This window comes from Brevibacillus sp. NRRL NRS-603 (assembly GCF_003013445.1).
GTDB lineage: Bacteria > Bacillota > Bacilli > Brevibacillales > Brevibacillaceae > Brevibacillus > Brevibacillus formosus.
In genome coordinates this window covers 1-24,903 of sequence record NZ_PXZN01000049.1, presented here as the reverse complement: position 1 = coordinate 24,903, position 24,903 = coordinate 1, and the positions used below count along the sequence as shown (strand labels likewise).

The following is a 24,903-nucleotide window of genomic DNA, read 5'->3' as shown; positions in this document are numbered from 1 at the left end:
GCCCCACCCCCTCCTGTACTCCCATCCAATACAGGTAGTGGATTCGGGCAAGGGACAATCGTATTAACGGAAGGCTATGAAGTTTATGCGCAGCCAGATATTCTTGGTACTGTCATTGGTCAAATCCATGGCGGGATGACGATCAACCATTACGGATATGCGAATGGTTGGTACACCATTAACTTTAACGGGACCTACGGCTATATCTTCAAACCAATGGAACAGACTGGGACAGCTCCGACGCTGCCGAGTTCAACACCGGGGGCACCAGCAACTTTGCCAACAACAACGCCTCCCTCTGTACAAGAACTGCAAATTCGCGTCAAAAATCCTGATTCCAACATCCGCAACGGTCCCACTACCGCTCATGCTGTAATCGGAACAGTTCAACCCGGACAAGTATTCCCGGTTGTGCAAACAGTAGGAGATTGGTACCTCATCAGGCTGGCAGACAATTCGACCGCCTACATCGCGGGGTGGATCGTAGAGAAGATTCAACCAGCTGGTACTCTGCCACCTACAGGAGCAACGTACGAGTACAACAGTGGGATGATTGGAAACGAGAAAGTGTACATCTATCACACCCACAACCGTGAGTCTTGGAGAAATGTTGCACGGAACCAGCAAGGGAGCTCGGTAGATGATCCTGAAATTAACATCACGCTTGTTGGGAAACGGCTGGGCGAGCTGTTGCAAGCAAGAGGTATTTCGGCAATGGCGAGTCAGGACGATTTCGCTCAGAGATTGAGGGAACAAAATAAAAGCTACTCGATGTCTTATACCGAGTCGTACAAGGCGGTAGCGGCAGCGGCTGCAACCAGTCCGCACTTGCAGTACATTTTCGATATTCATCGGGACAGTGATGAGCCACGCAGCAAGGTAGCGATCACGATCAATGGCAAAACCTATTCCCGGATGCTGTTTGTAATCGGAACAGCGAACCCGAACCATCTGACGAACAAAAAGCTTGCGGAAGAGCTGAACGCCCGTCTGGAAGCCTCTTATCCCGGTTTGTCGCGGGGGATTATCCTGAAAGGTTCCAATCAAGGGAACGGGGTGTACAATCAGTCCATTTCCGAGGGAGCCCTGCTTTTGGAATTCGGTGGTACGAACAACACCTTGGAAGAAGGCTATAATACAGCAGAAGCCTTTGCCGAAGTCTTTGGGAATTACCTGATCGAATCTCAAATCGCATTTAATTAAAAGTAGCACGATTCTTTTCGCCACATGCGAGAGAATCGTGTTTTTTTCCAGGAGGATCATTTATGGCTACACATCAAGAACACATACAATCGACTAACGATCACAGTCGCAGTCATCTTCAAGGTGACTGTGAAAGCTGCTTTGGCTTGTGCTGTGTTGCATTACCTTTTGCTGCTTCCTCTGACTTTGCCATCAATAAAGACGCAGGCAAGCCCTGTAGTAGCTTACAGGCAGACTTCCGGTGTGGTGTTCACACAAAGCTGAGGGACATTGGCTTTCGCGGTTGTACTGTCTACGATTGTTTTGGAGCTGGTCAAAAGGTGTCACAAGTCACCTATGGCGGCCAAGATTGGCGTAAAGAACCCGGATCGGCGAAGCAAATGTACGAAGTATTTCCGATCATGTGGCAGCTTCATGAGCTGCTTTGGTATATAACGGAGGCGTTGACCAAGCAAGCTGCGGAGCCTCTTCATCCTGCATTGGAGGAAGCTTTGGAGGAGACACAGCGCCTGACGGATCAGAGTCCTGAGGAAATCCTGAAGCTGGACATCGCTCTTCATCGAGCAAAAGTTAATGAACTATTGTTGCGGACAAGTGAATGGGTACGCAAGGACGCGGTTGCCAGGTACAAAGGGGGCAAGCCAGGAAAATCCTATGGCCGAGGCGCTGATCTCATCGGTGCCAAGCTCAAAGGCGCTGATTTACGAGGAGCCCAATTACGCGGCGCTTATATGATTGCTGCTGATCTGAGAGGAGCAGATTTGCGGGGAGCTGACCTCATTGGTGCAGATTTTCGCGATACAGATGTGAGCGGAGCGAACTTGACGGAGACGTTGTTTCTCACGCAGGTTCAGCTCAACGCGGCGAAGGGCGATGCAAGCACCAAACTGCCACCTTCGTTCACGCGTCCATCGCACTGGGCTAAATAAATGAACCAAAAGCAGGGTGTCATTCGTTGACATCCTGCTTTTTTCAGTCATATGTTTCCCTCCAAGACCAGATGCCATTTATTCCTCCGATCTTTGAAAAACGTTGTTAATACATTTCTACTTTTGCCGTATTAACTATCGTGAGGCTCACAACCAAACAAATTGCGCAATTTGTTTATTCCATCCAGAAGGGAGGGGAAGTAGTTGGAGATTGCCCAAGTGAACACTGGCATCTGCCAAAAAGAAGAACATAAAAGCCAAGCAGAAAGCATGTCCACCGAAACTTTTGCCCAAATTTACGGTGCGTACTATAAGCGCGTCTACAAATATATTTGCTATCGTATCAATAATCACTACACAGCGGAAGAAATATGCAGTCATGTGTTTGAAATGGTGATAGCAAAATACAGCAGCTTCACGCCGGATAAATCAAACTTTGAGGTCTGGTTGTTTGCGATCGCCAGAAACGCAGTGACAGATTACTTCCGCTTACAGAAGAAAAGGAGCAGCTTTTCATTGGATTCGATTCTGAATCTGGTCTTGCCGAAGTCGTCACCGGAGGACATCGTGATCCGCGACGATAATCATCAAGCCTTATTTCAAGCACTGGCCAAGCTGAGTGACAAGGAGCGCAATATCATCGCCATGAAATATGCGGCAGGTCTTAAAAACGCAGAAATTGCAGAACTTCTTGGTGTCAGTGGTTCAAATATTGGGGTCGTGCTCTACAGATGCTTGAAAAAGCTGCAGATGGAATTGCAAAAAGGAGGCTTCCGCTATGAAGAGTAAGCATGATCTAGACGATTTTCGTGAACTCACCAACTTGCTTACTGATCTGGAACTAGATGACGCCACTCCAAAAGCCAACATATACAATCGGTTGAAATTCAAATTGGAATCAGGAAACATACAACTACATGAAAGTAAAAAGGACGGGATCTATATGAAAACGAATAAATGGAAAGCTGCCACAGTTAGTGCAGTTGCCGTTGTTTGCCTTTTAGGTGCATTCTCGACTACATCGTTTGCCCAAGAAATGTTCCAGACGATCTTGGCACGCTTTCAGGTCGGGAACATGGAAATTACCCAATACGATAAAGAACAGCCTGCTACTCAGTCCAATTCCCAAGTAATCGAGATACCTGTAGAACCCAAGGAACCCCCACAGATGACATTGGAAGAAGCACGCGCAGCCAGCAAAATGGACTTTCCCGCACCGACATGGTTGTCAGAGCATTATTCCTATAACAATACGGTCGTTTATGGCGAGAGTGGTGTAGAGATTCAGTATAAAAAAGGGAAAGAGTTTATCTCCTTGGCGATTTCAACCGGTGGCGAAAACGGCATTAGCACGACAGAGGGTGTCAAGATCGAAACCATTGGCGGGAAAAAGGTGTATTTCGCCAACGGGATCGTGATTTGGGAGCATGAAGGATTCACGTTCGAGCTGTACCAAATGGCAGAGAAGAGCTTTGATGCTGCGACCATTGGCAAAATCATCGAATCCTTGTCAACGAAAGCCGCAAAAAAATAAGCAGTACTCACTTCACCAGGTACCCAGACACGACCGACTTCGATTGCGTTTCGAGGTCGGTGATCGTCTGGGTATTTTGTGCACAAATTCTCTTGGAGCTTTGTTGACTAGGGAAGGTGTCACAGAGTGTTAGAAATCATGTAACGAATCGGACACCCTCTAGGGCCAAAAGTCCTGCTACAATTACACATGACCGGAAATATACAGGGTAAACCAGAAACTCTCTCATGAAGATGAATGCGAAAAGGGGGTTACAGGAGAGAGAATTATTTGTGAATTTTTTCACATATATTTGTGACATTTTTCACAAAGTCGTAAGAAATGCAGGTTTCCCCACTGGTATTTATTCTGGTACATAAAGGCCAAAACGCGAATAGAAAGGGATCTTGTACATGGACATAGTGGATTTGGGACGACTTCAATTTGCGATAACAACAATCTTTCATTTTGTTTTTGTGCCGATTTCCATTGGGCTGTCATTATTAGTAGCCATTATGGAAACGATGTATGTGGTAAAAAAGAATGACTTGTACAAAAAAATGGCCAAATTTTGGGGAACCTTTTTGCTCATCAATTTTGCTGTAGGGATCGTGACAGGGATTATGCAGGAGTTCCAATTTGGGATGAACTGGTCTGATTTCTCACGATTCGTCGGCGACGTATTTGGAACACCACTCGCGATTGAGGCCCTCTTAGCATTCTTCCTCGAATCGACTTTTATTGGACTATGGGTGTTTGGTTGGGATCGTTTGTCCAAAGGTGTGCATCTCGCATGTATTTGGCTCGTATCCATCGGAACGATTCTTTCGGCACTTTGGATTCTGGCAGCCAACTCGTTCATGCAGCAGCCAGTCGGCTTCGCTATTAATAACGGACGTGCAGAGATGGTCGATTTCTTTGCTCTTCTTACCAATGGACAATTACTATATGAATTCCCGCATACCGTATTTGCGGCAATTGCGACAGGTGCCTTCTTGGTAGCGGGTATTAGTGCTTGGAAGCTGTTGAAAAAACAAGATGTTCCATTCTTTGTGCAATCTTTCAATATTGCGATCGTGGTAGCATTGGTTTCCTCGCTTGCTATTGCTCAGTTCGGTCATGGTCAGGCACAGTATTTGGTTGCTACCCAACCGATGAAAATGGCAGCAAGTGAAGGGCTGTGGGAAACAAGCGCGGACCCAGCTCCTTGGACGGTTTTTGCAACGATTGATCCAGAAAAACAAGAAAACGGCTTTGAAATAAAAATTCCATATTTGCTTAGCGTCCTGACGTACAATTCACTTTCGGGTTCTGTACCGGGCATGTTGGAATTACAGGCAGAGTATGAGAAAACCTACGGCCCAGGAAACTACATTCCACCGGTTCGGACGACTTTCTGGAGTTTCCGCATCATGGTAGCAGGCGGTAGTGCCATGATTTTGCTGGCTCTGTACGGGGCATATCTCGCTATACGCAAAAAGCTGGAACAGCCAAACAAGCGGTTCATGCAGTTGATGGTTGCTGGTATCTCATTGCCATTCATCGCAAACTCAGCAGGGTGGATCATGACGGAGGTAGGACGACAGCCGTGGACGGTATTCGGGCTGTTGCGTGTTGAAGATTCGGTTTCGCCAAGCATTAGCACAGGAGCGGTATGGTTCTCTCTCATCGCCTTCACGACGATTTATCTCATCCTGCTTTGCCTCTTGGCTTATCTGTTTGCTCGTGTGGCCAAAAAAGGACCGGAATCGGATAGTCATGAGAAAGTAGAGGATTTACAGCTTCAGGATCCATTTGATTGTGTAAGGAGTGAACGTTATGGAGCTTAATGAACTGTGGTTCCTGCTCATTGCCGTTCTGTTTACCGGATTTTTCTTTCTCGAAGGCTTCGACTTTGGTGTCGGCATGGCGACGCGCCTGCTATCACGAAATGATTTGCAAACCCGGGTTTTGATCAATACGATCGGCCCGTTCTGGGATGCCAATGAAGTTTGGCTGATTACAGCTGCTGGTGCGATGTTCGCAGCGTTTCCGGAGTGGTACTCCACGATGTTTAGCGGATATTATCTCGTGCTTACGCTGATTCTGCTTGCGTTGATCGGACGCGGGGTGGCATTTGAATTTAGAGGCAAAGGGAAAGGCGAGGCTTGGAAAAAGACGTGGGACGCAGCGATTCTGATTGGAAGCTTTGTACCGCCGATGCTGTTCGGAATGGTGTTTGCCAGCTTGGTGAAGGGTGTGCCGATTGATCAGAATATGGAGATGACTGCGGGATTCTCTGACATTGTGAATGGATACTCGTTGTGGGCAGGTGTGACAGTCACGGGATTATGCTTGCTGCACGGTCTGAACTTCATCTCGCTGCGCACTGTGGGCGAGCTGCGTGAAAAATCACGTGTTCTCGCAGCAAAGCTGTTGCCGATGCAAGCGGTTCTCATGGCCGTGCTTGTAGGGTGGACATTCATGGAAACCGATCTGTTTGAGCGCCAGGGTGTTTTGTTGACAGCAGCCGTACTCTTGGGTGTTATCGCTTTTGTACTTGCTCGTCACTACTTGAGACAAGGCAGGGAAGGCTGGGCTTTCGGGATGACAGGCGCGATGATCCTGTTGACGTTCATCTCGATGTTTATCGGTTTGTTCCCACGGGTGATGGTCAGCACGATTGATAGCGCGTTTGATTTGACCCTTTATAATGCGGCTTCGAGTCCATACACATTAAAAGCAATGACCATTGTTGCAGCAGTGCTTTTACCGTTTGTGTTAGCCTATCAGGCTTGGAGCTACTTCGTTTTCCACAAACGAGTCACTGAAAAGGATCATTTGGAGTACTAATGGACAAGGAATTGTTCCGCTTACAAGGAATCCGACCGGTTATGCTGCTGCTAGCCGGTCTTTCCCTCCTGCAAAGTGCGGCGATTATCGGTCAGGCAGTGTTTTTGGCGAAGTCAATCGCGATTTTGTTTGAAGGCCAAGTGGTTCAGATGGCGTATCAGTCGCTTGCGCTGTTTTTGGTCATGATAGCCGCTCGGCATACCATTGTTTGGCTACAGAAGAAAATCGCTGGCCGTTTTGCTGAAGCTTCCAGTGAGTCTTTGCAAGGGCGAGTTCTATCCCGATTGTTCGAGCGTGGTCCACGTTTTGCAGCCAGTGAAGGAAGCGGAAAGCTTGTTACGCTTGTCCTGGAAGGGGTAGATCGTGTACGTACCTATCTGGAGTTGTCTGTTCCGCGTACGCTGGATATGATTTTTGTTACGTTTCCGCTTCTGGCATTTGTCTACATGCAAGATGTGATTTCTGGACTGATCCTGATGGTGACGATGCCTGTTCTCATTGGATTTTTTATCGTACTTGGTCTGGCGGCGCGTAAACAGGCAGACAAGCAATGGCGTTCGTATCGAATGCTTTCCCATCATTTCACCGATTCACTTCGCGGGCTTGCGACGCTCCGGTTTTTGGGACGCAGCAAAGACCATGGGGAGACTGTCGGAAGAGTGAGCGATCAATATCGATCCGCTACGATGCGAACGTTGCGCGTGGCCTTCTTGTCTTCTTTGGCACTCGACTTCTTCAGCATGCTGTCGGTTGCGTTTGTGGCGGTTGGTCTTGGGTTACGGCTGATTGGAGGAAACGTTGGCTTTGAAACGGCATTGGTCATCCTGATTCTTGCACCGGAATACTTTTTGCCAGTACGAATGCTTGGTTCGGATTATCACGCCTCATTGGATGGGAAGGAAGCGCTTGGGACTATTCGTACCATTATCGAAAGTGCCGCAACAGTTGAACAGAAGCCGGAACCACAAGCAAAGGATAGTCAAACGTCTCTGGCAGGTATATGGGATGGAACGATTACCTTGTCCGATATTCGGGTCGTCGGTGAGGATGGCAGACAGGTACTGGGTGAGATATCTGCGGAATTGGGCAGCAATAGGAGAAGAGTGGGCATTGTAGGAGCGAGCGGGGCTGGGAAATCAACCCTTCTCGGCGTGCTAGGCGGCTTTTCTGATCCCGAAGCTGGCGTGATACACGTAGATGGGCAGCCGATTACGGGGGATGCGAAGCGGGAGTGGCAGCGGCAAATCGCTTACATTCCACAGCATCCGTATTTATTCAATCAATCATTGGCGAATAACATTCGCTTCTATGAACCGGAAGCGACGCAGGAACAGGTGGAGCAGGTGATTCGTGAAGTCGGTTTGGGAGAGCTGGTGGATAGCTTGCCGAATGGCTGTGACGAAATCATTGGCGAAGGGGGGCGCACGTTAAGCGGCGGACAGGCACAGCGGGTTGCATTGGGACGTGCACTGCTTGGCAACCGACCAGTGGTTTTACTCGACGAGCCGACCGCTCACTTAGATATTGAAACGGAATGGGAGCTCAAACAGACCATGCTGTCGGTGTTGGGTGACAGGCGCGTATTTTTGGCTACACATCGTTTGCATTGGATGCGAGACATGGATTGGATTTGGGTAATCGACAAGGGACGACTGGTAGAAGCGGGTACCTATGAACAGCTCGTTGCACAAAAAAGTGTATTTTATCGGCTGTTGACAGCTGGTGCCAAGGGGGAGAAAGGATGAAGGAAGCGCGAGGAGGCAATCAGGGGTGGTTTCTTCCATACTTTCGCCAGTTTTTCTGGCAGTTTGCCGCAGCGGCTTTGCTGGGAACCTTGGCAGTGGCATGTGCGGGCGCTTTGCTGTATACGTCCGGGTATCTGATCTCCCGCTCCTCACTCAAGCCTGAAAACGTCTTGATGGTCTATGTTCCCATCGTACTTGTCCGGGCTTTTGGCTTTAGCAAAGCAGTTATTCAGTACCTGGAGCGTTTGGTTGGACATGATGCAGCTTTGCGTGTGTTGTCGCGGATGCGTGTGCGCTTGTATCAGGCCATCGAGCCGCAATCCCAGCTTCTCCGTACACGTTTTCGTACGGGCGATTTGCTTGGTGTACTAGCGGATGACATCGAGCAACTACAGAATGTTTATCTGCGCTTTGTGTTGCCAGCCGTCTCGGCGGTTCTCCTCTACGGGGCAGGTATTGTGGCACTGGGAAGAATGGACGGGATGTTCGCGCTCTTGATGGCGTTGTACTGTGGTTTTCTGCTGTTTGTTGCACCGACAGTAGTCTTGTGGTCATCCATCGCCAAGAGTCGTCGGTTCAAGCAGGAGAGACAGGCAGCATATCGGGAGTTGACCGATGCTGTTTTTGGCATGAGTGACTGGATTCTCAGTGGCCGTACGCAGCAGTTTCTCCAGTTGTTTACGAGACGGCAAAAGACAGCAGGCCAAATCGAAAACGCCATTCGACGCGGAGAATGGCGAATCCAGTGGATGTCGCAGTGTGCAATCGGTGGTGCCATTGTCTTACTGGTCATTTGGGCGGGAGGACTTGCGGCTGTGAATCAGATTCCTGTTACGTTGATTGCTGCGATTGGGCTGGTCGCATTTCCGTTGATGGATGCGTTTGCCCGTATTTCTGACGCGGTTGTGCGGATGCCAGAATACAAGGAGTCTCTGGAGCGGCTTCGGGAGATCGAGGGCGGTCGTCCAGCCATTGTGGAGGCGCAGAAGGAAAAGGTGGCTGATCAAGCTGGGGGCAGTTTGAAGCTCGATCATGTTCATTTTCGTTACCCGCAAGCCAGCAGTTGGAGTGTGAAGGACGTGTCTTTTGAGGTGCCTCAAGGGGGCAAAATCGCGTTGCTCGGTCGCAGCGGAGCTGGCAAATCGACGATACTGAACTTGATTCGAGGGGCTATACAGCCGGAAGCAGGTCAGGTGACCGTAAATGGACAGCCTGTCCAGTCAGAGGAGGCTTCTGCTTGCTTGTTTTCCGTATTGAATCAGCAGCCGTATTTGTTTGACACAACTGTAGCCAATAACATCAGGCTCGGTCGACCTAATGCGTGCGATGAAGAAGTGCGTTCTGTGACAGCTCAAGTTGGTTTGGATCAGCTGATTGAATCCCTGCCGGACGGTTATCAAACACGGATGCAGGAAACCGGTCTGCGCTTCTCTGGCGGAGAAAGGCAACGCATAGCCCTTGCCCGTATTTTGCTGCAAAACAAGCCGATTGTTCTCCTTGATGAACCCACAGTGGGATTAGATCCGCTGACCGAACGCGATTTGATGGCAACGATCTTCTGTGTTTTGCAAGGGAAAACATTGATTTGGGTGACTCACCACTTGAGCGGGGTAGAGCAAATGGACGAGGTCATTTTTATGGAGCAGGGAGTCATCTCGATGCGAGGGACACATGAGAAGTTGTATGAGGACAACCCAAGGTATCGCAACCTGTATACATTGGATTGTCCGCTGGCGTCCGTGTTGGAAAATTAGAAGCGGAAGCAAGGCTGTTCCGGAGAGGGACAGCCTTTTCGTTTAAGATAGGGCTTCGCTGGTCACACCCCGGTAGTAATGGGTGTGCCCGTCATCATAAGTGGTTTGCCCTGAAAACTCGTGGTAATGACTTCCGTCTGGCAACGGAATAGGCGGACTCGTCCATCCCCTGTAGTGATGCACATGTCCATCATCAAACGTGGTGGTACCTTCGTAGTAATGGACGTGCCGATCTCTCATTCCTTCTGGTGGCGACGTTCTGCCACGGATTCGGTGACGATGACGATCCGAAATGCTTGTCAGTGTGTCATACCCATGGAAATGCCCGGGCCGATCGGCAAATCGAATAAAGCGTAATGAATGAGAGTGCCGAGAGCTCACAATAAACGCCCCTTTGTATGCATTTATCACTAGTAAATGCGTTTGTCAGGCGTTTCGAAACGGACATTCGTCTATGCGTTGAAAAAGAACGAGAGCCTTCCTCATTGAAAAAGGCTCTCGTCTGATTAGAACAGTTTTTTTCCCATGATATGATCGAGTGGGATCACGCCAATGACTCTACTATCATCGCTATTGTTACGATTATCTCCCATCACAAACACATGGTTTTCTGGTATGACGATTTTGGCATCAGGTAAGTCGACCATTTTTTCTTTTATGTATGGCTCATTTAACGGCTGTCCATTCCGATACAGGCTCTCGTTCTTAAACTCCAAAGTATCGCCAGGTTTACCAATGACTCGTTTTACCCAAAATGTTTTGGCTTCGCTTTTCCCCATGGCGAGCATGAGTAAAGGATTTTCAAGGATGTCATCTTTTAACGTACGATCCCGGTTCACACGGCTGTCGATCACGACGATATCGTTGTACTCAGGGAGATAAGAGAATGTGTGGGACAATTTCGACACATAGATGCGTTCGTCGTTTTGCAAAGTGGGCTCCATCGATTGTCCATTCACTTTAAAAGGTTGAAGGACAAATATGTTAACCAGCATCGCGAGTGAAAGGGAGATGCCCAATGTTTTGGTCCAGCCCCATATTTTTTTTACGCTTTTCAAATCAGACCGCATCCTTCCCTGTGAAAGATTACTTTGGTGTGGCTACTGGTTAGTACGTGAAATGGTGCTTTTGGGTTACATCAAATGAAAAAGAGAAGCTTGTGTAACACAAGGAATTAAGCAAAAAAGCTGAAAAAGATGACAGCAAAAATGCCGCTAGGTGCAGAGGCGAGCAGGAAATAAAAGGTCCATTTCCATCTGCTTTTATAATCTTGCACTTCATGTTCTTTGTAATAGGCTGAAGGGGAGCTAAGGGCGTTATAAACCATTAGTCCAGCTAGTGTAAGGAGACCAAATGCAAGGTACTCAGCATAATTGCCCGCTTGATCGATGTTCCCAGTCGTTATCGCTATGATCAAACAGAGAATCTGCAAAGCAGCGCCAAAACCAAGTGCTCTGAGCATGTAACTACCTACTTTTGGGATATTTTAAATGTAATTACGTGTAAAGGGACGAAACGTTTCAAAATCTCAAATATCAGCCAATAGTAGGCGGCTGTAAGTTTAAATCTGTTTTATAAAAATAACCCGGTCGTTTCCTTTTCCATCATAATTAGAAGTCACATGGATTCCATCCACCATTTTATCCCCTTTTTCAACGGCAAAACCTAGCTTCGTGTGGAAGGAGATTGAGCCCTTATTAACAGGAGAAGTAATGCATCGAATCGTATCGCATCCTTTTTGTTTTACGGTTTGAAAGAAATGGTGGTATAATTCGCGCCCCCATCCATCCTTTCGCTTGTCGGGATGCACACCAACGAAGTGAATGTAAGCTTCGCCGGGCAACGTCTGGGACAAAAAGCCGATGAGGAAAGCGATGACTTCTCCATTCTCTTCAACAATAAAGCTCGTTGACTGGAAATGGATAAAAAACAGCTTGGGTAATAGATCAGACATTTGTCGCCCACCCCACCAATCGTTGAGGACCGTAATAACTTTGAGGTAGTCTTGCTCTTGCACATTTCGAATTTGCAACATGATTGCCTCCTTATCAATATGCCTCACTGAGACAAGTCTTTCTGCTCAGGAAGTTTTTCCCAGACTACAATGATTAACGTTGCGATAGGGCCGAGGAATAAAGAGAGAAAAAACCAGTTAAGACCGCTACGATTTTTTCCTTGAGCTAGTCCAGCGTTGATGAGGGCCAATGTACCCCAACCAACAAAATATTGATCTTCCATTTGCGAATCTGCCTCCATTGTTGAAATATTGCTCCTATTATATAGAGTTGCTAAGAGTTTTACAAAATGTGTATGAACAAACTAAAAATGGCCACTCGAAAACGAGGGCCACTGAGAGAAACTGGTCCGGGAACGGAAGGGGGTCCCTGAACCATTGCAACAGGCGCTTTGATGCTCGGTTATTTATACAAAATATCATCCCGTAGTGATCCTACTTTGCCGAGAGCATCGGCAATATCTTCTTCGCTGACACCAAAGTGAGTCAAGGCATCACGCAGATGCCTAACGATAGCATCAAAATGAATGGGTTGCAGATTCATCCCTTCGTGGGCCTTTGCCATAGACTGGCCAGAATATTGATTCGGACCGCCAAGGGCATAGCTGATGAACTTTGTTTGGTGTTTACGCTGTTTTTCCATATCGGTGTCTTTGAAAAAGTGGTTCACGGTGTCATCAGCTAAAACTAAATCATAAAAGTAGTCCACTACTTTTGCGACCGTATCTTCGCCACCATATTTCTCGTAAAACGTGCTCATCATTGGCCTCCTTAGGACGTTTGCTTCCCTTATAGTTTCCACCATTGATGGAAACTTATTAAAGAAAAGCCCGCAAGCTGATGCCGATTGCATTTCGACGTCAGCCTGCGGACTAGATGCATGTCATGTGCGCTTTGTTTTAGCCAACTTTCCTGATCACTTTCGAATTTCCACCTGAACTGATAATGATCCATCCTTCAGGAACAGGCGAGGCTTGTATTACCTCAATCTGTGTTCCGTTAGGAGCACCATTGACATTTCTGATCACATTCGATCCTCCATAGGTTCTAACCATGATCCATCCTTTTGGGATAGGCGAAGCGAGCATCACTTCTACCTCCGTGCCGTACGAAGCACCATCAACATTTCTGATTACATTCGATCCTCCAAAGGCTCGAACCATGACCCATCCTTCAGGAATAGGCGAGGCGAGCATCACCTCTACCTCCGTGCCATAAGAAGCACCGTTCATATTCTTGATTACATTCGATCCTCTAAAGGCTCGAACCATGACCCATCCGGTTGGGATAGGCGAAGCTAGCAGCACCTCTACCTCCGTGCCATAAGAAGCACCGTTCATATTCTTGATCAGGTTCTGCGTTCCTAAAGTTCTAACGATAACCCATCCGGCTGGAATAGGTGAGGTAAGCGACACCCAGATTTCTTCACCATACATGGCATTTCTGATTTTTTTATTGGAAGCGTAGGTGGTTGCCTTTTCCTGTGTAGGGAGCGCTGCCGCTTGGACTTGTGTGGCTAGAGAGGGTACTACGACGACTGAACTTAATGACAGGATAATAAGTGCTTTTTTAAACATGAGCATCAACCTTTCATGATAAAAGTTGTTTGGAAACGATCATCGAGTCAGACGAAAGTTGTATATTTCTAAAAATACTAATTTATTACATTTTATGCGATTATTGCTCTGATTACTTTAGGAGATATTGTCGAATGCTAGGCAAAGTTGACGATAGGTTGAACAACCGCGAAAAAAGAAAAAGACCCTCTCATCGGTTGAGAGGGTTGAGGTAAGGTTAGATTGTACGCGCGTGGAGCGTAATTGAGAGTATTCCTATTTCATAAAGCTTAAAGCGACGCCAATGGAATAAGGTACAAGCCATAAAATCCATACGATCAAGCTAAATTTATGGAACTGCTTGATTTGATGTCCATTCTTTTTCCATAGGACGACACAGGCCCACACTGTATGGAGAAACATCAAGATCAGAGCGATCAGCCCAGTAATGCCATGCAAATTTAAACTGGAGTTGTCAGCAAGTAATTTCATAAACGTAGTTCCGATCGTATCAAATGCCAAGCCAAGACCAAAAAAGATAAGGTGTTTCCTCTTTAGCTCTCCTGAACGTTTTTCGCTCCATACCCCAATCGTATAGGCAATGAGAGCAAGATTTATAAAAATCACGGCTGCTGCTAACACGTAAGATCATCTCCTGTTCATTTCTTTTGACTACGCTTGTAAGTGTAATCGTTGAACATGAACATAAGATGAACGACCGTGTAGATGGAGGTACCGATGCCCCTCAAATGAGGAGCACCAGTACTGCAAAGCTAGTTGTCTAGGTGCGATGGACCATCTGCATGAAACAAGTGTCTCAAGATCGCATGACTCACGTCGGTCACTGGTTCAAAAACAAAAGCAACCAGATGTTCATGTGGCTCCAGATAGTAATTCCTGTAGCCGAGCTGAATCAACTCCCGATTGAGTCGCGCTGCATCTTCGAAACTTGCATAGAAATACAGATGCTTGGACATGGTAATCACCTCCTTCCGCACTAAAACGTAGCAGAAGGAGTAGAATCACACCAAGGATCACGACCTTGTTTTCCAATTGGAAAAGGAAAAAACCCTTATTTACAATAAGGGTTTTTCTGTGTTCACAACTATCAAACTCTACCGATTGTCCACTTTTTCCGGATACATATCATGATTCATCATCCGATGGCTCGCCATCTCCTCGTACTTCGTCCCCGGTTTTCCGTAGTTGCAATACGGATCGATCGAGATGCCGCCGCGCGGAGTGAACTTGCCCCATACCTCGATGTAGCGCGGGTCCATCAGCTTGATCAAGTCGTTCATGATAACGTTGACGCAATCCTCGTGGAAATCGCCGTGATTGCGGAAGCTGAACAAGTATAGCTTGAGCGATTTGCTCTCTACCATTTTGATGTCAGGAATGTAGCTGATATAGATCGTCGCAAAATCCGGCTGGCCGGTAATCGGGCACAGGCTGGTGAATTCCGGGCAGTTGAATTTTACGAAATAATCGCGGTAAGGATGCTTGTTGTCAAAAGACTCCAATACGCTCGGGTCATAGGAGTAGTTGTACGTTGTTCCTTGATTCCCCAAAAGAGTGAGGGAGGATAAATCTCGTTCTTGTTGATGTGCCATATGGGTACAGTCCTCTTTTCTTGATGAAAGTAAAATATCGTTTAAACGCCTCGTTTATTGCCCCAGACGAGTGCATGCAGTTGAGGAAGAACCTTCGCGTCATTCATGTCCGGTGCTGACATCGCCTGATCAATCAGCCATTCAAAGCTCTCCAAAAGCTTATCCCGAAGCCGAGGCGTATCAGCATCAGTCAGGTCACTGTTTCCCGGCTGCAAGTAGAAAGGAACCTCTGGAAAACGCTGATGGATGGCGCGTGCATAGGCAAAATCGGCGTCGTCGAAAACAACGACTTTCAGGCTAACTCCTGGATGTTTTTGTTCCAACAGCTCATGCACAATTCGATCAAGCGCTTGAAAATCTGTTTCCATCCCGGAACTAGGCGGCTTCGGTGAAATCGTAATGTCGTCAATCTGTGGAAGCCATGATTGCCACTTGCTGCCTTGTGTTTCGACTGCTGTGCGAATGCCATGCTCCTTTAAAAGGGCGATTAAGTCACCGATGTCAGCCAAAAGCGCAGGATTTCCCCCGGAGATCGTGACATGAGAAAAACGGTTCCCGCCTAAGCGAGTGAGCTCCTCCCAGACCGCCTCGGGCGACATTTGCCGGATTTCATCAGTGGCAGATCCATCCCACGTGAAAGCGGAGTCGCACCAGTTGCAACGATAGTCACAACCAGCTGTTCGCACAAACATCGTTTTTTGTCCGATAACCATTCCTTCGCCCTGAATCGTAGGGCCGAATATTTCCAAGACCGGGATCATTCCATCATCCACTCCCGTCTTGCCTCTGCATAGCTGGTCGGTGTCTCGAACAGGCGAACGAATTCCACACGAGCGCCGTTGTAGCGGTCACGGTAGGTATCTGACTGCAATTGCTTTTCCATCTCTTCGAAAATCCACACGACCATGTTTTCGGCAGTGGTATTCATCGGAGGGAGCATTTCATTCAGATAGCGGTGATCCAAATAAATTTCGATGTGCTCCTTCCAGATTTGCTTGATGTCACCGAAATCGATGACGAGTCCGATCTCGTCCGGAAAGCCACTGATGCCAAAGACGACCGTGTACGTGTGGCCGTGAAGGTTTTTGCACTTTCCTTCATAGGCGTGCAGATGATGTGCAGCATCAAAAGTAAATTCCTTGCTTACCAAAACGCGTTTGTTATGGTAGCGAAGCTGTGATTTTTGAATATGGGTACCCAGTGCCTGCATGCGATCGACGATACGAAAATCAAAGTTCGCGCTCATCAGGCTTGTTCTCCAGGTTGATTTTTCTCGGAAAGATACGTGTCCAGTCCGGCTTTTCGCAGGTGGCAGGCAGGGCATTCGCCGCAGCCGTCTCCTTTGATGCCGTTATAGCAGGTGAGGGTATTTTCGCGAATATAGGTGAAGGCACCCAGATCGTCCGCCAGCTTCCACGTTTGAGCTTTGTTCAGCCACATCAGCGGCGTGTGAATCACAAACGGATAGTCCATCGACAAATTCAATGTCACATTGAGTGATTTGATAAAGGCGTCACGGCAGTCGGGATAACCGCTAAAATCCGTTTCGCATACACCGGTAATCAAGTGACGTGCTCCTCGTTGCTTGGCGAAGACGCCCGCAAAGGAAAGGAACAACAAGTTGCGTCCGTCGACGAACGTGGATGGCAATTGGCCTTCTTCCTGGGTAATGTCAATATCTGTGCGGGTGAGTGCATTGGGAGCGAGCTGGTTTAACAGGCTCATGTCCAATACGGAGTTTTTGACGCCGAGCTCTGCGGCAATTTGCTGGGCGCACTCGATCTCCAGCTTGTGTCGCTGTCCGTAGTCAAACGTGAGGGTTTCTACTTCGCCGAATTGCTCTTTCGCCCAAAACAGGCAGGTAGTGCTGTCCTGACCTCCGCTAAAGACGACAACGGCTTTTTCCTTTTTCATCATTGCTCTCCATCTCCTTTTGAAGTATCGAAGAAAGAGAGTTCTTGAACTTTCCTGCAAAAAAACAATAACAATACCAAAGAAAGGTACTGTTATCCGGCTTAGTTTTTTATAGAGGGAGTTCGCGAACCTCTCCCGTGCAGATGCACGGATTTCTTATTTGTGCAACCCAAGTGGGCGCCTTGAGACATTATACAACAATCAGCGCCGAAGTGGGGGATTATCGATTGGAAAAAGATTGACGGATGGAGGGTGCTACTGCTAGTGTTTTTTTCATAATCGATCAACATGGAGTGGAGCGGGTGATTTTGATGAGAGACGTCCCATTAGTGGAAGAATATCGCGGTGGCATTCTGGAGAATGTACATAACGGCATCGTGTGCGGCGTGAATGAAAAAGGAGAAGTGGCTTATCGGGCAGGCGATGTGAATCATATCACCTTATTGCGCTCAGCAGCTAAGCCTTTTCAAGCCATTCCGATCGCCAAACGTAAAATTGATGAAAAATTCGGACTGAATAGCAGCGAAGCAGCACTCTTTGCGGCCTCCCATCGTGGTGAAGTCTATCATATAGAAGGCTTGGAGTCGATTTTACGAAAGACCGGCATTCAGGAAGACGAATTGCTGACTTGCCCGACATATCCGCTCAACGAGGAGCCGAAGTTTGCTTGCTTGTCCCAAGGCATAGGAAAACGTAGGCTCTTTCACAACTGTGCGGGAAAGCATTTGGGGTACTTGGCGCTGTCGAAAGATCAAGGATATTCCACTCATGATTACTACAAGGCAGAGCATCCAGCGCAGCAGGAGGCTTTGACGGTGTTTTCCGACCTGGCTGACTATCCAAAAGAGCAGATTCAGCTAAGCGTCGACGGGTGTGGCTTCCCGGTTTTTGCGTTGCCGCTCAAGAACCTGGCGATCGCCTATCTAAAGCTCGCTTGTCCGGATCTAATCGAGGATCACGGGACGCGTGAGGCAGTAGAGAGAGTGACAGGCTGGATGACGAGCAGTCCCGAAATCATTGCCAGTCACAACTTCATCTGTACAGCGCTATTAATGGATGAAAATATAATCGCTAAAGGCGGAGCGATGGGCGTATACGGCTTTGCTTTGAAAAAAGAAAGACTCAGCTTCTCGCTAAAGGTACTAAATGGCTCTGAATTAGTATGGCCGCTTATTATCGCGTCGATCTTGGAGCAGATTCTGTATGATAATCAGGAAACCATCGACCGACTGCATGCGCTGGCGCCAAAAGCCATTAAAAACGACAATCAGTTGGTAGTCGGGGAGAAACGACCAGTTTTTGTTTTGAATAAATGCTAGAAACGGAGGCGAAGAATCATGCTAGTGGAAGTGATTGCGACTTCAGTTGAGGATGCAAAACGTGCGGAGCAGGGCGGAGCTGACAGGCTGGAGCTTATCTCGGGAATTTTGGAGGGAGGCATTACTCCGAGCTGGGGATTGATTGAGGCAGTGGTCAAGGCGGTTTCTATCCCGGTAAACGTCATGGTGCGACCGCATAGCCAATCATTTTATTACACAGCAGAGGAACTTGCGGTCATGCGGCAGGATGTACGTATCATCCGTGAACTTGGCGCAGCAGGTGTCGTATTTGGCATGCTGACTCCAGAAAACAGGCTCGATCAGCATGGATTGGAGTTGTTGCTTGGCGAGTCAGGTGCATTGAATGTGACGTTCCATCGTGCTTTTGATGATGCTGTGGATCAAATGGAAGCAGCGCGTATTCTCCTGGAATATCCACAAGTGCGTACCATTCTTACTTCTGGCGGCAAAAAAACGGCCATTGAGGGAGCTGATTGCATCGAGCAGCTCGTCAAGCTGACAGAGAACATACATCTCACGATTTTGGCAGGAAGCGGATTGTCGCTGGCTAACGTAGGAGACCTCGTGAAACGTACGGGTGTCAAAGAGGTTCATTTTGGATCGGCAGTACGAGAAGAAGGACAGGCCCTCCGATACGTTGATGTAGAGCGAGTCGCTGCCATCAAACAACTACTGTAAGCATAAAACAAGCCGACACCTTACCTCTGGAGGGATGCCGGCTTGTTGTTCATTTGCTTCCGTATCCAGTAAACGACGACGAGAATCAGCGGATACAAGAACCCTTGTGTTAAATCAAAGAATGGCCAGTACGTATACGATTCGTATAAAAAAGCTCCGTTTGGAACGACGATAATCGCGATGGCGACAAACAAGATGCAAATGGGCAAGGTGAGTGCCTGATGCTCCTTTAAATGGAGAAGCTGCTTTATACCCACGCAGAAACCATACATATACAGCACCACTTTGAAATAGATGGAGACAAACCACATGAGAGCCATCATCGCTTCCTGTCTTTGAAAGAACTCTCCTACGTGAATTCGCTTGGCAAGGGAGTAGCTCGGAAAGGTCTCACGAGAAACTAATTCCGGGCCAAGCACCAAAAGCGATAAGAAGATCACGGCAAGTAGACAAACTCCACCGTATATCGCTCCTCGCAAAAAAGCGGACATGAGCTTTTGTTTTGCACCTAGGAGTGGAGTAATCATGAGGAAAATAACCAGCTCCGAGAAAGGAAAAGCGGTCACGGAAAATACTCCTCTTATAACGGGCTTAATGCCATTTTCCAAGAAGGGGAAAAGGTTCTCGAATTGGAACTGAGGGCTTAACAAAAGAAAAAACGAAACGAATGTAAGGACAAACCAGAGGAAAAAGATTTCGCTCGTCCGTGCAAAAGCTTCAAGGCCTAATCGGACGGCAAAAATTGCGCAGGCAACGAGTAAAAACATGACAGCATGAATGGGAGTTTGTTTCATAATGTGCGTGGTCATGAATTCTCCGATCGTCCGTATATAGACAACGCCGTTGATTAACACAGCCCCCAAAAAGAAGAGAGAGAAGAACGTGCCGAGCCAACGTCCAAATATGAGATTGTTCTTTTCAATCAGCGTTTGTTCGGGATAGATGCGACCGACTACACAAAACAAGTATACGATGGGAAGCCCCAGTACCATGCCGATCAATCCTGATAGCCATCCATCGTGACCCGCTTCGGTTGCAGGTACGGAAGGTAAGATTAGGATGGAATCTCCAATGGTGATGAATGTTACGAGGATGACAAATTGGCGAACGCCAATCTTATCGGAGCTCTGCATGATGCCTCACCTTGTCCGTAGGTTTATCTTACGTATTATTTCCAAGTTTAGGATGGATAAACGAACTGTAAGCAGGTGCCGTCTCTTGTCTGGAACGTTTTCGGAATAGTATGATAAAAGGAAAGCGTCAAGAAACTACGAGCAACGGAGAAGGGAAGAAAAGCTGTGGAGTTGGAAAATAGGTTGTCGGCCATTATCGGGCAAGCAGAGGGGACTTGGGGAGTTGTTGTGGAGGAACAAGGCTCAGCGAAAGGAACCCGTTTTGAACATGTACCGGACGAGCTGTTTATTGCGGAGAGTGTCATCAAAGTGCCGATCATGGCAGCCGTTTTTGCGGCAAGTGAGCAGGGGCATTTTCGATTGGATGATCAGCTTGTTTTACGTCAAGAGGATCTGGTGGGGGGATCAGGGATTTTGTACGCGCTATCTCCAGGCTTGAAGCTTACGATTCGCGACTTGGTGAACCTCATGATTATTCAGAGCGACAACACAGCGACAAATATGCTGATTGATTTGGTAGGAAAAGCGCAAATCGACCAGACCATGATCGATTTGGGAATGCGCCAAAGCTGTTATTCACGCAAGCTGATGATTTATCCACTCGACATCACAGAAAACAATAAGATTACCGCTGGGGATGTTGCGAGCATGCTAGGTCATTTGGCAAAGGGCAGTTATCTGTCCCAGCGTGCCTGCCAAGAGATGATCGCCATTATGAAAAAGCAGCAAGTCCGTAATGGTCTGCCGTCCCAATTGCCTAATGAGGAAGAATCCAATTATCCTGGGTGGGAACTGCCGTGTAAATCGGGCTGGGATACCGGCAGACAGCATGATGTAGGCTTGCTGTATACGAACAATCGCTGTTTTTCCATTACGGCCTTATCCAAAAATGTAACCGCTCAATCCGCTCTGAACACACTGGGATTACTGGGAAGAGCTGTGTATGACTACGCCATTATGGCTGTCGATTAGATCGGCAGCTTTTTTACATGGTGATGGCAAACCCAAGCCACTTCACCTATTGCCGTTATACTACTGATTTAAGATACTTTCTTCCAATACAGCATACTTGTCGCCGTATTCCTTAATGATATGCTTTTCGCCCCATAAGCAGAGCGAATCGAGAATACTTTTCAAGGTCCAGCCGTACTCGCTGAGCTCATACTCCACTTTTGGCGGAACTTGATTGTAAATAATCCGGTTGATAATGCCATCATCTTCAAGCTCTCTTAGCTGCTGCGTCAGCATCTTTTGCGTAATGCCCGGCATCAGTCGTTTCAACTCACTTGTACGTTTTTTTCCGTGAGTCAGGTGACACAAAATAACGCATTTCCATTTACCGCCGATGACCTCAAGTGTGGCTTCCACTGAGATGTTATACTTCTTCTTCACTGTTGAATCCCTCCTGGATGATAGGTACTTATTAGTGCCTATCACACAAAAAAGTGCGTACTTTTACTTTTCGTTAGTCTATCTCATAATAACACTTGTCAAACGACATGAAGCACATTAGGTGACTGGAAAAACAGTCATACTATCATAGAGTACAAGAATGGAGGAGACAAGTTATGCCAAAACATTTGCAAGATACGACTACGCTGTACAACGGAGTAAAAATGCCTTGGGTGGGCCTGGGTGTTTTTAAAGTAGAAGAAGGTCAGGAGCTCGAGGAAGCTGTAAAAACAGCAATCAAGCATGGCTACCGCAGTATCGACACAGCTGCTATTTATAATAATGAAGAAGGTGTTGGCCGTGGAATTCGTGCAGGTTTGCAGGAAGCGGGCATCACTCGAGAAGATCTTTTTGTTACCTCGAAAGTATGGAATGCGGATTTGGGGTATGAGTCCACGTTGGAAGCATATGAGACGAGCCTGAAAAAACTCGGGCTGGAATACTTGGACTTGTACCTCATTCACTGGCCGGTAGAAGGAAAGTTCAAAGAAGCATGGAGAGCATTGGAGACGCTGTACAAAAAAGGGCTGGTAAAAGCAATCGGGGTAAGCAATTTCCACGTTCATCATTTAGAGGAACTGCTTAAAGACGCTGAGATTAAGCCGATGGTCAACCAAGTGGAATTCCATCCGCGCCTGTCCCAAGATGAACTGCGTGCCTACTGCAAGGAGCAAGGGATTCAATTTGAAGCATGGTCTCCGCTTATGCAAGGCCAGCTATTGGACAATCCCGTACTAAAAGGAATTGCAGAAAAATACGGGAAGTCCATTGCCCAAGTCATTATACGCTGGGATTTGCAAAATGGCGTCGTGACCATTCCAAAGTCGACCAAAGAGCATCGAATCGTCGAGAATGCATCTGTATTTGATTTCGAACTGTCGAAAGAAGATATGGAAATGATTCATGCGTTGAACCAAAATCACCGAGTTGGTCCAGACCCGGATAACTTTGATTTTTAATAGCTTAGGGCATACAAAAAACTCCTGATGATTTCAGGAGTTTTTTGCGTTAAGGAAAAGGAATCAAATGACTTCTGGCAACTGAATATCGTCCATCGTTACTACACATTCAAATTGATTGGGGGAGTCGTGGTGAACATGCTCTTTGAGAATGCCCATTTTCACGAAAAAGCGCAGGCTGGTGTAAACGGTTGAGAGTGTGATGTTGGGCATCTCGTTTTTCAAAGCATGATAAACGTCTTTGGCTGTATAGTATCTCCGAGTGGTAAGCATAAAAAGGAGTACGGCTCTTCTTTGGATGGTTAATCTTTTTCCTAGATGCTTGACTTGTTGTGTGACACTGACAATATGATGATCCATTACAGGTCACTCCGTTCTTGAATTAGAATAATTACTATATGATAATTATCCTTTTTATTTTGTGTGCAGTCAACTTTTTCTTTTCGTATCTTATCTGGCTCATGGCCTAAGGGTGCATGTTTCTGGAGGATGCGTAAATCTTACATAAGAGAGATGAGGAAATAGGGGTTTTCTTTTCCACCAAAACATGGTAGTGTATGTGCGGATTTTGCTTACGTGATAATGTCAGGAGTGGAACCATGTGGCACGAAAAAGACGAACCGCAATCCAGATGAACAGTCCGCAACGAAAAGTACTCGAATACGGCATGCTGGTTTTAGGATCGCTAGTATTGGCAACTAGTTTCAATCTGTTTTTAAATCCAAACCAAATTGCTTCTGGAGGCGTTTCTGGGCTATCGACGATTTTGCATAACTTGTTTGGTTTTTCTCCAGCAGTGGTGCAATGGGCAATGAATATTCCTTTGTTTCTATTAGGATTCAAACTTCTCGATCGGCAATACAGTATGAAGGCGGCGGTTGGTTCGATTGTCCTCCCTTTGTGCGTCATGCTGACCAGTCACCTGCAGCCGTTAACCACGAATCTTCTGCTAGCAAGTATTTATGGAGGAATCGGGGTAGGGCTTGGGATTGGTATCGTGTTTCGGGGGAGAGGATCGACGGGTGGCTTTTCAATTGCATCGCAAATCCTCCACAAATACTCAGGAATTAGCTTGGGCGCATGTGTAGCTGTGTTTGATGGGCTAGTGATCTTGTTTGCCGGGATTGTATTCGACCCGGAAAAAGCATTGTATGCACTTATCGCGTTGTTTGTGACCAGCAAGACGATTGATATTGTTCAGATGGGCTGGAATACATCCAAAGTGGCTTACATCATTTCGAATGAAACAGATACGTTGAGAGAAACCATCTTGTATGATTTGGACCGTGGTGTTACTTTGCTGGATGGTGCTGGTGGATATACCGGAGACGCACGTAAGGTACTCATGGCAGTCGTCAGCCAAAGTGAAGTAAGCAAGCTGAAAATCATGGTACGTTCGGTGGATCCCGATGCGTTCATTATTTTGTGTCCTGCTCAGGAAGTGTTAGGAGAGGGCTTTCGAGCGGGATAATATATAGAAGAAAGGAGCGGTGGGGAGTGATTCCACTGCTCTTTTTTTGTTCGATTTTTATTTTGAATGAAATTATTTTAGATTTTCTATTGCATTTAAAATTTATACGTGCTATATTATATCTCGTGAGCGGGACATACACGAAACGCACACAACAAAAAACAAATCAAATGCCGGTGTAGCTCAATTGGTAGAGCACCTGACTTGTAATCAGGGGGTTGTGGGTTCAAGTCCTATCGCCGGCACCACTACTTAATCTGTAGTTGAGAATGAAACGGAGCGCTTGATAGCGCGAAATGCTCTTTGAAAACTGAACAGCGAAAGCGTTAATGAGTCTATCATTACATGATTTGCCAGCTTTGAACCAGTAACAAACTTTATTGGAGAGTTTGATCCTGGCTCAGGACGAACGCTGGCGGCGTGCCTAATACATGCAAGTCGAGCGAGTCTCTTCGGAGGCTAGCGGCGGACGGGTGAGTAACACGTAGGCAACCTGCCTCTCAGACTGGGATAACATAGGGAAACTTATGCTAATACCGGATAGGTTTTTGGATCGCATGATTCGAAAAGAAAAGGCGGCTTCGGCTGTCACTGGGAGATGGGCCTGCGGCGCATTAGCTAGTTGGTGGGGTAACGGCCTACCAAGGCGACGATGCGTAGCCGACCTGAGAGGGTGACCGGCCACACTGGGACTGAGACACGGCCCAGACTCCTACGGGAGGCAGCAGTAGGGAATTTTCCACAATGGACGAAAGTCTGATGGAGCAACGCCGCGTGAACGATGAAGGTCTTCGGAT

At 47.2% G+C, this 24,903-nt stretch carries 29 protein-coding genes, 1 tRNA gene, 1 rRNA gene and 1 riboswitch; of the genes, 15 read left to right on the top strand and 16 right to left on the bottom strand.

The features are described 5' to 3' along the window. The 8 genes from spoIIP to cydC all read left to right on the top strand — a co-directional run. A partial coding sequence (gene spoIIP, locus C7R94_RS26610; RefSeq protein ID WP_106785632.1) for a stage II sporulation protein P occupies window positions 1-1,203 on the top strand: 1,203 nt, incomplete at its 5' end. A 62-nt stretch (window positions 1,204-1,265) separates the two neighbouring features. Further along, window positions 1,266-2,132, top strand: coding sequence for a pentapeptide repeat-containing protein (locus C7R94_RS26605; RefSeq protein ID WP_106785631.1), 867 nt, complete (start codon window positions 1,266-1,268; stop codon window positions 2,130-2,132). Between the two features lie 204 nt (window positions 2,133-2,336). Further along, window positions 2,337-2,921: a sigma-70 family RNA polymerase sigma factor gene (locus C7R94_RS26600; protein WP_106785630.1), complete on the top strand. Its 585-nt coding sequence runs from the start codon at window positions 2,337-2,339 to the stop codon at window positions 2,919-2,921. Next, a complete protein-coding gene (locus C7R94_RS26595) occupies window positions 2,911-3,666 on the top strand; it encodes a hypothetical protein (protein WP_106785629.1) in 756 nt (251 codons plus the stop codon). The genes C7R94_RS26600 and C7R94_RS26595 overlap by 11 nt, the downstream gene beginning before the upstream one ends. A gap of 392 nt (window positions 3,667-4,058) precedes the next feature. Further along, on the top strand, window positions 4,059-5,474 hold the full coding sequence (locus tag C7R94_RS26590) for a cytochrome ubiquinol oxidase subunit I (protein WP_106785628.1): 1,416 nt from the start codon (window positions 4,059-4,061) through the stop codon (window positions 5,472-5,474). Further along, the gene (gene cydB, locus C7R94_RS26585; RefSeq protein ID WP_106785627.1) at window positions 5,464-6,477 is read left to right on the top strand and encodes a cytochrome d ubiquinol oxidase subunit II; all 1,014 of its coding nucleotides are present in this window, start codon (window positions 5,464-5,466) and stop codon (window positions 6,475-6,477) included. Before C7R94_RS26590 ends, cydB begins: the two co-directional genes overlap by 11 nt. Next, the gene (cydD, locus tag C7R94_RS26580; RefSeq protein WP_106785626.1) at window positions 6,477-8,222 is read left to right on the top strand and encodes a thiol reductant ABC exporter subunit CydD; all 1,746 of its coding nucleotides are present in this window, start codon (window positions 6,477-6,479) and stop codon (window positions 8,220-8,222) included. Before cydB ends, cydD begins: the two co-directional genes overlap by 1 nt. Continuing rightward, complete coding sequence (cydC, locus tag C7R94_RS26575) at window positions 8,219-9,976, top strand: thiol reductant ABC exporter subunit CydC (protein WP_106785625.1); 1,758 nt, start codon at window positions 8,219-8,221, stop codon at window positions 9,974-9,976. The genes cydD and cydC overlap by 4 nt, the downstream gene beginning before the upstream one ends. Before the next feature lie 42 nt (window positions 9,977-10,018). Here cydC and C7R94_RS26570 read toward each other — a convergent pair whose 3' ends face one another. The 13 genes from C7R94_RS26570 to queC form a co-directional block, all read right to left on the bottom strand. Further along, a complete protein-coding gene (locus tag C7R94_RS26570; RefSeq protein ID WP_106785624.1) occupies window positions 10,019-10,357 on the bottom strand; it encodes a YmaF family protein in 339 nt (112 codons plus the stop codon). Between the two features lie 125 nt (window positions 10,358-10,482). After that, on the bottom strand, window positions 10,483-11,046 hold the full coding sequence (gene lepB, locus C7R94_RS26565) for a signal peptidase I (protein ID WP_047074107.1): 564 nt from the start codon (window positions 11,044-11,046) through the stop codon (window positions 10,483-10,485). Window positions 11,047-11,150: 104 nt separating this feature from the next. Next, window positions 11,151-11,438, bottom strand: coding sequence for a hypothetical protein (locus tag C7R94_RS26560; RefSeq protein WP_106785623.1), 288 nt, complete (start codon window positions 11,436-11,438; stop codon window positions 11,151-11,153). A gap of 99 nt (window positions 11,439-11,537) precedes the next feature. After that, window positions 11,538-12,008: a GNAT family N-acetyltransferase gene (locus C7R94_RS26555; RefSeq protein ID WP_106785635.1), complete on the bottom strand. Its 471-nt coding sequence runs from the start codon at window positions 12,006-12,008 to the stop codon at window positions 11,538-11,540. 26 nt (window positions 12,009-12,034) lie between these two features. Next, a complete protein-coding gene (locus tag C7R94_RS26550) occupies window positions 12,035-12,214 on the bottom strand; it encodes a hypothetical protein (protein WP_039961628.1) in 180 nt (59 codons plus the stop codon). Window positions 12,215-12,393: 179 nt separating this feature from the next. Continuing rightward, window positions 12,394-12,750 carry a group I truncated hemoglobin gene (locus tag C7R94_RS26545; protein WP_106785622.1) on the bottom strand — a complete coding sequence of 119 codons (357 nt, stop codon included), beginning with the start codon at window positions 12,748-12,750 and terminating at the stop codon, window positions 12,394-12,396. A 139-nt stretch (window positions 12,751-12,889) separates the two neighbouring features. Continuing rightward, window positions 12,890-13,567, bottom strand: coding sequence for a hypothetical protein (locus tag C7R94_RS26540; RefSeq protein ID WP_106785621.1), 678 nt, complete (start codon window positions 13,565-13,567; stop codon window positions 12,890-12,892). A gap of 255 nt (window positions 13,568-13,822) precedes the next feature. Continuing rightward, on the bottom strand, window positions 13,823-14,188 hold the full coding sequence (locus tag C7R94_RS26535) for an HsmA family protein (protein ID WP_106785620.1): 366 nt from the start codon (window positions 14,186-14,188) through the stop codon (window positions 13,823-13,825). Between the two features lie 131 nt (window positions 14,189-14,319). Then, on the bottom strand, window positions 14,320-14,523 hold the full coding sequence (locus tag C7R94_RS26530; RefSeq protein ID WP_106785619.1) for a hypothetical protein: 204 nt from the start codon (window positions 14,521-14,523) through the stop codon (window positions 14,320-14,322). A 138-nt stretch (window positions 14,524-14,661) separates the two neighbouring features. Further along, entirely contained in the window at window positions 14,662-15,159 is a 498-nt protein-coding gene (queF, locus tag C7R94_RS26525; RefSeq protein WP_007729714.1) for a preQ(1) synthase, read from the bottom strand. Between the two features lie 41 nt (window positions 15,160-15,200). Then, complete coding sequence (gene queE / locus C7R94_RS26520; RefSeq protein WP_106785618.1) at window positions 15,201-15,920, bottom strand: 7-carboxy-7-deazaguanine synthase QueE; 720 nt, start codon at window positions 15,918-15,920, stop codon at window positions 15,201-15,203. Beyond that, entirely contained in the window at window positions 15,917-16,405 is a 489-nt protein-coding gene (gene queD, locus C7R94_RS26515; protein ID WP_106785617.1) for a 6-carboxytetrahydropterin synthase QueD, read from the bottom strand. The genes queE and queD overlap by 4 nt, the downstream gene beginning before the upstream one ends. Then, the gene (gene queC, locus C7R94_RS26510) at window positions 16,405-17,073 is read right to left on the bottom strand and encodes a 7-cyano-7-deazaguanine synthase QueC (protein WP_106785634.1); all 669 of its coding nucleotides are present in this window, start codon (window positions 17,071-17,073) and stop codon (window positions 16,405-16,407) included. Before queC ends, queD begins: the two co-directional genes overlap by 1 nt. A 95-nt stretch (window positions 17,074-17,168) precedes the next feature. Next, window positions 17,169-17,212, bottom strand: a riboswitch (PreQ1 riboswitch). 172 nt (window positions 17,213-17,384) lie between these two features. Between queC and C7R94_RS26505 the strand changes: the two genes are divergently transcribed. Continuing rightward, window positions 17,385-18,392 (top strand): asparaginase, encoded by a 1,008-nt coding sequence (locus C7R94_RS26505; RefSeq protein ID WP_199197966.1) that lies wholly within the window; start codon window positions 17,385-17,387, stop codon window positions 18,390-18,392. Window positions 18,393-18,410: 18 nt separating this feature from the next. Further along, entirely contained in the window at window positions 18,411-19,091 is a 681-nt protein-coding gene (locus tag C7R94_RS26500) for a copper homeostasis protein CutC (protein ID WP_106785616.1), read from the top strand. A 20-nt stretch (window positions 19,092-19,111) separates the two neighbouring features. Here C7R94_RS26500 and C7R94_RS26495 read toward each other — a convergent pair whose 3' ends face one another. Beyond that, window positions 19,112-20,224 carry a GerAB/ArcD/ProY family transporter gene (locus tag C7R94_RS26495; protein WP_106785615.1) on the bottom strand — a complete coding sequence of 371 codons (1,113 nt, stop codon included), beginning with the start codon at window positions 20,222-20,224 and terminating at the stop codon, window positions 19,112-19,114. Between the two features lie 165 nt (window positions 20,225-20,389). On the opposite strand from C7R94_RS26495, the gene C7R94_RS26490 reads away from it, so the two are divergent. After that, window positions 20,390-21,196 (top strand): serine hydrolase, encoded by an 807-nt coding sequence (locus tag C7R94_RS26490; protein ID WP_106785614.1) that lies wholly within the window; start codon window positions 20,390-20,392, stop codon window positions 21,194-21,196. Between the two features lie 60 nt (window positions 21,197-21,256). Here C7R94_RS26490 and C7R94_RS26485 read toward each other — a convergent pair whose 3' ends face one another. Then, window positions 21,257-21,616: a winged helix-turn-helix transcriptional regulator gene (locus C7R94_RS26485; protein ID WP_017251146.1), complete on the bottom strand. Its 360-nt coding sequence runs from the start codon at window positions 21,614-21,616 to the stop codon at window positions 21,257-21,259. A 176-nt stretch (window positions 21,617-21,792) separates the two neighbouring features. On the opposite strand from C7R94_RS26485, the gene C7R94_RS26480 reads away from it, so the two are divergent. Next, window positions 21,793-22,635, top strand: coding sequence for an aldo/keto reductase (locus C7R94_RS26480; RefSeq protein ID WP_106785613.1), 843 nt, complete (start codon window positions 21,793-21,795; stop codon window positions 22,633-22,635). Window positions 22,636-22,698: 63 nt separating this feature from the next. On the opposite strand, the gene C7R94_RS26475 is transcribed toward C7R94_RS26480, so the two are convergent. Further along, window positions 22,699-22,995 carry a transcriptional repressor gene (locus C7R94_RS26475; protein ID WP_106785612.1) on the bottom strand — a complete coding sequence of 99 codons (297 nt, stop codon included), beginning with the start codon at window positions 22,993-22,995 and terminating at the stop codon, window positions 22,699-22,701. A 241-nt stretch (window positions 22,996-23,236) separates the two neighbouring features. Here C7R94_RS26475 and C7R94_RS26470 point away from each other — a divergent pair, with 241 nt between their 5' ends. The 3 genes from C7R94_RS26470 to C7R94_RS26460 form a co-directional block, all read left to right on the top strand. Further along, window positions 23,237-24,106 (top strand): YitT family protein, encoded by an 870-nt coding sequence (locus tag C7R94_RS26470; RefSeq protein ID WP_047074081.1) that lies wholly within the window; start codon window positions 23,237-23,239, stop codon window positions 24,104-24,106. A 172-nt stretch (window positions 24,107-24,278) separates the two neighbouring features. Further along, window positions 24,279-24,354 (top strand) — tRNA-Thr (locus C7R94_RS26465). A gap of 129 nt (window positions 24,355-24,483) precedes the next feature. Further along, window positions 24,484-24,903 (top strand): 16S ribosomal RNA (locus C7R94_RS26460); the annotation flags it as partial.

Coding starts and splice junctions, on each gene's coding strand:
- C7R94_RS26605 (WP_106785631.1), top strand. CDS start 1,266: ATGGCTACACATCAAGAACACATACAATCGACTAACGATCACAGTCGC.
- C7R94_RS26595 (WP_106785629.1), top strand. CDS start 2,911: ATGAAGAGTAAGCATGATCTAGACGATTTTCGTGAACTCACCAACTTG.
- C7R94_RS26590 (WP_106785628.1), top strand. CDS start 4,059: ATGGACATAGTGGATTTGGGACGACTTCAATTTGCGATAACAACAATC.
- cydB (WP_106785627.1), top strand. CDS start 5,464: ATGGAGCTTAATGAACTGTGGTTCCTGCTCATTGCCGTTCTGTTTACC.
- cydD (WP_106785626.1), top strand. CDS start 6,477: ATGGACAAGGAATTGTTCCGCTTACAAGGAATCCGACCGGTTATGCTG.
- cydC (WP_106785625.1), top strand. CDS start 8,219: ATGAAGGAAGCGCGAGGAGGCAATCAGGGGTGGTTTCTTCCATACTTT.
- lepB (WP_047074107.1), bottom strand. CDS start 11,046: ATGCGGTCTGATTTGAAAAGCGTAAAAAAAATATGGGGCTGGACCAAA.
- C7R94_RS26560 (WP_106785623.1), bottom strand. CDS start 11,438: ATGCTCAGAGCACTTGGTTTTGGCGCTGCTTTGCAGATTCTCTGTTTG.
- C7R94_RS26550 (WP_039961628.1), bottom strand. CDS start 12,214: ATGGAAGATCAATATTTTGTTGGTTGGGGTACATTGGCCCTCATCAAC.
- C7R94_RS26545 (WP_106785622.1), bottom strand. CDS start 12,750: ATGAGCACGTTTTACGAGAAATATGGTGGCGAAGATACGGTCGCAAAA.
- C7R94_RS26540 (WP_106785621.1), bottom strand. CDS start 13,567: ATGTTTAAAAAAGCACTTATTATCCTGTCATTAAGTTCAGTCGTCGTA.
- C7R94_RS26530 (WP_106785619.1), bottom strand. CDS start 14,523: ATGTCCAAGCATCTGTATTTCTATGCAAGTTTCGAAGATGCAGCGCGA.
- queF (WP_007729714.1), bottom strand. CDS start 15,159: ATGGCACATCAACAAGAACGAGATTTATCCTCCCTCACTCTTTTGGGG.
- queE (WP_106785618.1), bottom strand. CDS start 15,920: ATGATCCCGGTCTTGGAAATATTCGGCCCTACGATTCAGGGCGAAGGA.
- queD (WP_106785617.1), bottom strand. CDS start 16,405: ATGAGCGCGAACTTTGATTTTCGTATCGTCGATCGCATGCAGGCACTG.
- queC (WP_106785634.1), bottom strand. CDS start 17,073: ATGAAAAAGGAAAAAGCCGTTGTCGTCTTTAGCGGAGGTCAGGACAGC.
- C7R94_RS26505 (WP_199197966.1), top strand. CDS start 17,385: ATGAGAGACGTCCCATTAGTGGAAGAATATCGCGGTGGCATTCTGGAG.
- C7R94_RS26500 (WP_106785616.1), top strand. CDS start 18,411: ATGCTAGTGGAAGTGATTGCGACTTCAGTTGAGGATGCAAAACGTGCG.
- C7R94_RS26495 (WP_106785615.1), bottom strand. CDS start 20,224: ATGCAGAGCTCCGATAAGATTGGCGTTCGCCAATTTGTCATCCTCGTA.
- C7R94_RS26480 (WP_106785613.1), top strand. CDS start 21,793: ATGCCAAAACATTTGCAAGATACGACTACGCTGTACAACGGAGTAAAA.
- C7R94_RS26475 (WP_106785612.1), bottom strand. CDS start 22,995: ATGGATCATCATATTGTCAGTGTCACACAACAAGTCAAGCATCTAGGA.